The sequence below is a fragment of the Pseudomonas sp. SDO55104_S430 genome, from assembly GCF_054070595.1.
Genome location: NZ_JBSVXG010000515.1, coordinates 1 through 293 on the forward strand (window position 1 = coordinate 1; position 293 = coordinate 293).

Annotated in this window: 1 protein-coding gene; it reads left to right on the forward strand. The window is 52.6% G+C overall.

What is annotated here, in order from left to right; genetic code table 11:
* The coding region (locus ACW9JE_RS30950) for a hypothetical protein (RefSeq protein WP_457434938.1) at positions 1-187 on the forward strand (187 nt) is incomplete at its 5' end.
* Positions 188-293: the final 106 nt, after the last annotated feature.

Here is a 293-nt window from a genome sequence, read left to right on the forward strand (position 1 = left end):
TGGTCAGGGCGAATTGGGGTTGATTGGCGGGTGCGAACATTCCGTGTTCCTCGTGTTGGGCAACGTGCGCCCGTTGCCTGAACGAGGCATCGGATACACAAAAATGGGGGTGCCAAGGGGTGAAAATCGCCCGATGGGTACCCAAACCCTTCTCAAGGAACGTGCCAGAAAAATTGATGACCAATGAAACCGGGGGGATGAGGCAGTTTTATCCGATGTTTGAAACAATTCGAAGCTCAATCACCCCAAAAAGTGCGCAAGAAGTTGCGCAGTGCTGTGCAACTTCTTGCGCA